At 45.5% G+C, this 6516-nt stretch carries 4 protein-coding genes and 1 pseudogene; all 5 read left to right on the top strand.

What is annotated here, in order from left to right; all coding sequences use genetic code 11:
- Window positions 1-599 (top strand): hypothetical protein (locus QUB35_RS38065; RefSeq protein WP_333148137.1); only part of this gene is annotated, 599 nt, incomplete at its 5' end.
- A 273-nt stretch (window positions 600-872) separates the two neighbouring features.
- Entirely contained in the window at window positions 873-4076 is a 3204-nt protein-coding gene (locus QUB35_RS38060; protein ID WP_333148135.1) for a hypothetical protein, read from the top strand.
- A gap of 14 nt (window positions 4077-4090) precedes the next feature.
- Entirely contained in the window at window positions 4091-5086 is a 996-nt protein-coding gene (locus QUB35_RS38055) for a hypothetical protein (protein WP_333148133.1), read from the top strand.
- A 23-nt stretch (window positions 5087-5109) separates the two neighbouring features.
- Complete coding sequence (locus QUB35_RS38050) at window positions 5110-6195, top strand: hypothetical protein (RefSeq protein WP_333148131.1); 1086 nt, start codon at window positions 5110-5112, stop codon at window positions 6193-6195.
- A gap of 130 nt (window positions 6196-6325) precedes the next feature.
- Window positions 6326-6516, top strand: a pseudogene (locus QUB35_RS38045) (hypothetical protein); the annotation flags it as partial.

Below are 6516 nucleotides of genomic sequence, written 5' to 3'. Positions count from 1 at the left end.
TAGACCAAACAAGAAATGAACGAAACCGCAACTCATTATCACGCTGGTTAAAACAACAGAAAATCAAACTGGGCGACATTCCATTCCTCGGCATTTGCCTAACCTCACTCATCTACTTCAGCATTCACGACCCGCTCTTAATTGCGACTTTAGGCTGCTCCAGCATTGTGTTTTTGAGTTTATGGCATCTCACTAGAGCTATTCCCATTGTAGAGCGATACATTGGCTGCAAAATTCGCTTTTGGCACATTGCCACTGCCATTATCACCTCTACTGCGCTTTGCTCCGTACTCGATTCCCCAGCCAACGCCCTCTTCCTCTCCGGCTTAGAAGAATTTATGCAAGAACTCGCAGAAGGAGCCTCTTCAGCAGGAGGCGAAGCTATTGATGCCCAAGTCATCGAACTGATTTTCAACTTAATTCGCGGAGCATTTCTTTTGTTAGTAGCAGCCGCTTCTCTTTTCGCCTACAACCAAGCACAACAAGGTAATGACTGGAGACCAATTGTTACCCAAGTTGCCTTAGCCTTTGCCATTGTAATTGCCGTTGACGTAATAACTTTTCTGTTCGTTGGCAATGGCGGAGGTGGAGGAGCTTAGGGAAGAATGGGAGAGTGGGGGAGTGGGGGAGTGGGGGAGATTAGAGGTGTGCAGTAAACAGCAAGCTGTTTAAATTTTCAGGTAGATGGCAGTTACACAATCCCTCATTTCTCTTCAAGTGGGTGAGTATATGTTAGATGTTGAAGCCCTCTAGTTTTTATCGGGTTGTTGCAATGCAAGTTTTCAAACTTCTCCCCCTCTCCCACTCTCCCCCCTCTCTCCCTCTTCCCCTCTCCCCCATACCTCAACCTCAAATCTAAACTCGTTTAAATTATGATCAAAGACCCAGATAAAGACTTTATTTCCGTCAATAAAATTCTCGGCAAACAAGCCAGCATCGGCATCATTCCAGCGGAACAGCTAATTCCCTGGATGCTAATCACTGTAATTTCCTACATCCTCACCAACGGCCTATTCAGCTTAGGAATGCCTTGGTTTTTCATCACTACTTTCTGGCTAATTGTAAGCTGGTGGCTCCTGACAGGTAACAAACCTCACCTTTTTGTAGACAGGTTTAGACCTCCGCCGGGAAATGAGTGGTACAACGGTAATCTTTTATACCTTTCTCCCGTTCCCCAACACCGACCAAACCCGATTCGCCACCGAATCAGCGATTCACAAGTCCGAGTCAAACTTAAACCCAAACTTGCTCCCAATCAACAAGGAGGTAACAGCCGACTTATGCCCTTCCAAAACTACCAAAACCTCCTGTGTTTAGTCACTATCAAAAAGGATGGTCGAGAAGTTTCTGGTTACTTACTGAATGAAGGCAGTCAATACCAAATTGTATTCGGATTCGAGACGGCTGGCTTTCACAACATCCTCTACCGCCATGAAGTAAACAATGCAGCCACCGCCTTAGAAGAAGGGCTAAAAGATATTCCCCCAGGCGAAAAAATGACCTTTCACACCGGCTGCTACAGCAGCGATTGCGTTCGCCAACAACAGTTAACTGAATTGGCTGACAACTGTCACCTCAAACCCATTTCTGTACTCGTTCGTAACGAACAGAAACGCATTCAAGAACTCAACTTAGCAGGCACCAGACAACTGTGGAACCAAACTATTTTCTGCACTTGGACATTCAACGCTCAATCTGGCTCCAAGTCCAACGACCCTCTGAGTAAATTCATCAATGGAATTATCAACACAGCCAACAGCATTGCTGCACAATTTACAGGCAACCAGCGCATCTACTCTGAACGCTTTTACAAACAACTGCTGCTCGACGCTTTCGAGCAAGGCTACATCCGGTGGGAACTCTTGCTAAACACCAAAATCGGACTGGAAATTCAACCCATGAATGCCCAAATACTATGGGGCTGGCTGTGGCAAAAATTCAACAGCGCACCCGTACCCCCTATTCCCCAACTTCTCACCTTAAAAGAAACCGCGTCGGACTACAAACTAACCGAAACCCTCAACAGTCACAAACACGCCTGCACCATTTTAATTGAAGGTATGAGCGGCCGTTCGAGCTGCCCAGAACACAGAAAAGCTAGCTCACGCATTTTGCTCCCCGGCAGAAACGCAGAATGCGGCGTGCTCACAATGGAAGAGGGCCCCGGCGGCTGGCTCAATACCAGAGAGCAACTGCAATGGCTCTGGAAAATTATGAGCAACAGCTACGTCCGCGATACTGAAGCCGTTGTCGAAATTAGCGCCGCTCCCAACTTTATTATTCAAGACAACTTAGCAAGGCAAGCTAAACAATCTAAAACTGCCAAAAAACGCGCTTTAGAAAAAGGTCAAGGTCGCGATGTAGGAGCAGAAGTCAAACAGGAAGAATCCTTTGAAGCCCAGAAAAAAATGTACAAAGGTGCAAGAGCAATTCACGCTGCTGTCACCTTCTTAGTCTACCGACCAACCCCGGAGCAACTAACACACGCTTGCCAAATGCTCTCCCACAGCTTCGGCTCTGCCAAGGTATTAAGAGAGCGCAATATTGCTTGGCAACTGTGGCTAGAAACTTTGCCCATTACTGTAAGCTGGCTATTGCACAGCAGTTCGCTAATTAACGAACGCCGCCTCACCTTAGACACCGAAACTGTCCCCGGTATTTTGCCCTTAACTGCTGTAAGGGACATCGACTCAAAAGGAGTTGAATTCATCACCAAAGGCGGCAAACCGGTTTACGTTGACCTCATGCACAACCAAACTAGCCGCGCTGTCATAACAGGCGAGTCTGGTTCCGGTAAAAGTGTTTTGGGATGGCGATTTGCAGCCGATGCAATAGCCGCTAATATCCCAGTAGTCGGTATGGACATCTCAGCAGGAAGCGGCAGTACCTTTGAGACAGCAGTGAAACTGTTAGGCGACGATGGTGCGTACTACGACATCACTTCTGGCAGCTCGAATCTACTCGAAATACCCGATTTGAGGCGTTTCGACAGAGAAGAGCGATCGCGCCGACTAGACCAATGGAAAGAGTTTATCAGAAAAGCGCTGACTATTATCAGCATGGGCAAAGTCCGCGACCCAAAATTAGCGCAGCGAGTCGATGCCATTTTGCTGCTAACTCTGAAAAAATTTCTGGAAGACCCAGACATTATCGAGCGCTACAATACGGCATTTGAAAAAGGCTGGAAATCGACCGCGTGGCAAGAAATGCCAACCCTCACAAACCTCCTGAAATTCTGCACAAAAGAGCAACTAAACCTACAAAACTTTACCGACTTCGACCGCATTGCCATCAACCAAATTATCACTCAATGCAACGCATTACTAGCCTCACCTTTAGGGAAAGCAATTGGCAGACCGAGTACATTTTCACCCGAACCCGCTGTTAAGTTTTTTGCCCTTAGCGGTCTGGGCAACGAACAAGACCAGTATTTAATGGCCATTAACGCCCACGCTGCTTGCATCCGCAACGCACTTTCTCACCCTAAAAGCCTATTTATCGGAGATGAACTTTCGATTTTGTTTAAGAAAGATGGATTTGCTGAAGTAGTAGGCGAACTCTGTGCAGTAGGTAGAAAGAATGGCATTTCAGTGCTCTTGCTAGCCCAAGATATCGACAGTATTTGCGATTGTAGTGCGGGAACTATGATTATGCAAAACATGGTGTATCGAATTACCGGAAGATTGACATCAAACGGAGCCACTTCTTGGATCAAAAATTTGGGGTATCCGGCTGAAATTATTAGCCAAAATGCCACAGAAGCTTTCCTTCCCAGAGCTGCCGACCTTTATTCCAATTGGCTAATTGAAAAAGGAGGTCGTTTCTGGCAAAGCCGATACTATCCAGGCGAAATGATATTAGCCAGTGTGGCTAACAATCAAGCTGAATTGATGGCTCGCGCCCGAGTGATGGCTCAATATCCCAATACGTTAAAAGGGCAACTGCTAGCACTCAAACAATTTGCCTCTGAATATGTACAAGCCGTTAAAGAAGGGCGTTCATTAGCTAATCTTGGCAAGAATGGAGTCACTGATATCAATGGACACAAATCCCCTCAAGACCTTATTGCTAGCTAGACGGAGAAAAACCGATGAAATCACCGAAATTTCTTGTTAAACTTGCCCTCGGCATTCCTGCAATTTGGCTGAGCTTAATACTGAATTCTGTTGAAGCAAAAGCTCAAACCTCTGACAGCAATCCGACTGCAACACAGATTCCCACCTCAAACAATCCATCGAGCAGCACTTTCAACCGCTCCAGCTTCACAGTTCCCAATCAACAAATAGAAAACGAAATCCAACAATCAGCTAATAACTTCTTGAACAACCAGAAAGAAATAGGAGGTATAGAAAACACAATTAGCGACATAACAGGCGAAATTTCAGATACCATCTCCACCATCTCCGACAGCATCTCAGGCATCTGGGACAATTTGTTAAATAAAGTCGAAAATTTTAGCAGTGAAATAGAGTCAACCCTCTCTTCATTCCTGGGAGAACTGAAAGTTCCAGACCTAAAAGAAGCAGTTAAAAGCATAATGGACGGCAACACCTCCGAAAGCGAAGGGACAAAACTATCCGCTGCTTTAGAGAAGAGACCGCAAGATTCTTACAGCCTCAAAGAGAATACCGCAGAACTCGCAGAAAGAGAAAGTGCTGTCAGTGAAGCCAATAAAGCCACTCTCAGTAAAGAAGCTCAACAAAAGCAAGCTCAGATGAAAGAAATTGTCCAGCAAAACGTAGAGCAAACTAATCGCGAGAGCCAAAATTCAATGGAATTGGGTGCTGATTCAGAAGGTCAAGATGTCACACAGAACATTATGAGAAACATATCTCAACAAAGTGCGATCGCAGCTAAGCAAGCAGCCTTATCAGCAGAAAATCAAAGTGCCTTAGTCATGCAGGGCCAGCAAGCTCAAATCGATCGCAGTTTTGCCAACATTCTCAACGCTCAACAAGCTGAAGAACTCAACGAAATTAACACAGCCCAGAGACGGCAAGATGCTGCGGCGGCTACAGCTTCTTCTACTCAAGCCGGACTGTTTCAAATGCCGGGAGGCATCACCCTGGGGGCAAGCGAAGACTGAAATCACAACAAGGAGACACCGCGATGCTGACACAACTAATCGCCCAAACTAGCACAGCAGGACAAGCCCTGGACACTCTCTCTGACGCCATAGAAGTCTCTCAAAAAACCGTCGAATCCTGGAATTTAGTTTGGTTTAACACCTTCAATACTCAAGAATCCTCTCTCTGGATTGCCTTAGTCAAACTAGGACTAATTCTGGCGGGAATATCTGTTACTTACCTCGCTGTCACCAGTGGCAAAGAAATCATCGAAAAACAGTCTTGGTCAGAGCTAGTAGCCATGTTTATCTGGCCACTCGTAATTGTAGTATTTCTCAGCAACAACGGTAAAGTCTTAGCTGAAAGCGTCAAATTCATCAAAGCTGTAGGCAGCACTCAAGTTCAAGAAATTATGAAAATTCAAGTCGGAGAAATGACCTTCAGAACTGCCCTGAGCGACGTTAACCTCACCAGTGCTGGCAAAGAAGAAATCGAAAAACTATATAGCGAATGTCAGGGCAAAGTTGGATCAGCTTTAGTGGAATGTTGGAACAGCAAAAAACAGCCAGCTCAACAAATCCTCCAGGCAGCCGAACAGCAAAATGGAGGGCCTCTCAAAAGCTTGCAGCGATTTGTCGAAAACTTAGGCAATGTTGCCAATCTTCAGGATATAGGAAATGGCGATTTTGCAGGACAAGTTTTTAGGTCTACTGTCTTGCCCATTATTCGCTTAATTCTTAGATCAGTACAGTGGGCCTTTGTCAATATTTTAGAAGCAGCCTTGTTGCTAACAGCTTTATTCGGACCGATGGCAATGGGTTTATCACTATTGCCGCTGCAAGGAAAACCCATCTGGGCTTGGTTAATCGGATTTATGTCGTTATTTGGAGTGCAATTAGGCTACAACATCGTCGTTGGATTAGTCGCTGTAGTGATTGTCAAATCCGATGCAGAGTTAGTTACAGATATCGCCTTTTTATTCTTTTTAGCTGTCTTTTCTCCCGTTCTAGCCGTGTTAATAGCCAAGGGTGGAGGAACTGCTTTGTACAGTGCGATCGCCAATAGCACCAAACAACTTACAGATATTGCCAGTAACGCGATCGGCGTTATTGCTGGCAAACTGATCTAGGGGAAGGAAATTCCGATAGCTTTTTCTTCACCGAACCGAGTTGTTACTCACTACTCAAACCCAGTTTCCCAATCCATTCCCTCCCTATCTCCCTATTCTCTATCCCCATCTCCCCATCCCCTTCGATAATATGAAATTTCCACAATCACAACCCTTACTCCCTGAATCTAAAAACACCTTAGCCTTGTGCTTTGTTCTACTAACAAGCTTTGTTTTCCTTCTGACAATTGCTGTTTTAGTTAACACAGTCAGTTTGAGAGCCTTATCTCAAAGAAAAGTTACCTTTGTCCAGTTAAAAGACGGAACCGCAGCACGAATTGC

The organism is Microcoleus sp. B13-B6, assembly GCF_036705405.1.
GTDB lineage: Bacteria > Cyanobacteriota > Cyanobacteriia > Cyanobacteriales > Microcoleaceae > Microcoleus.
The sequence above is the reverse complement of the archived record's forward strand: the minus strand, read 5'-3'. Positions and strand labels throughout refer to the sequence as shown.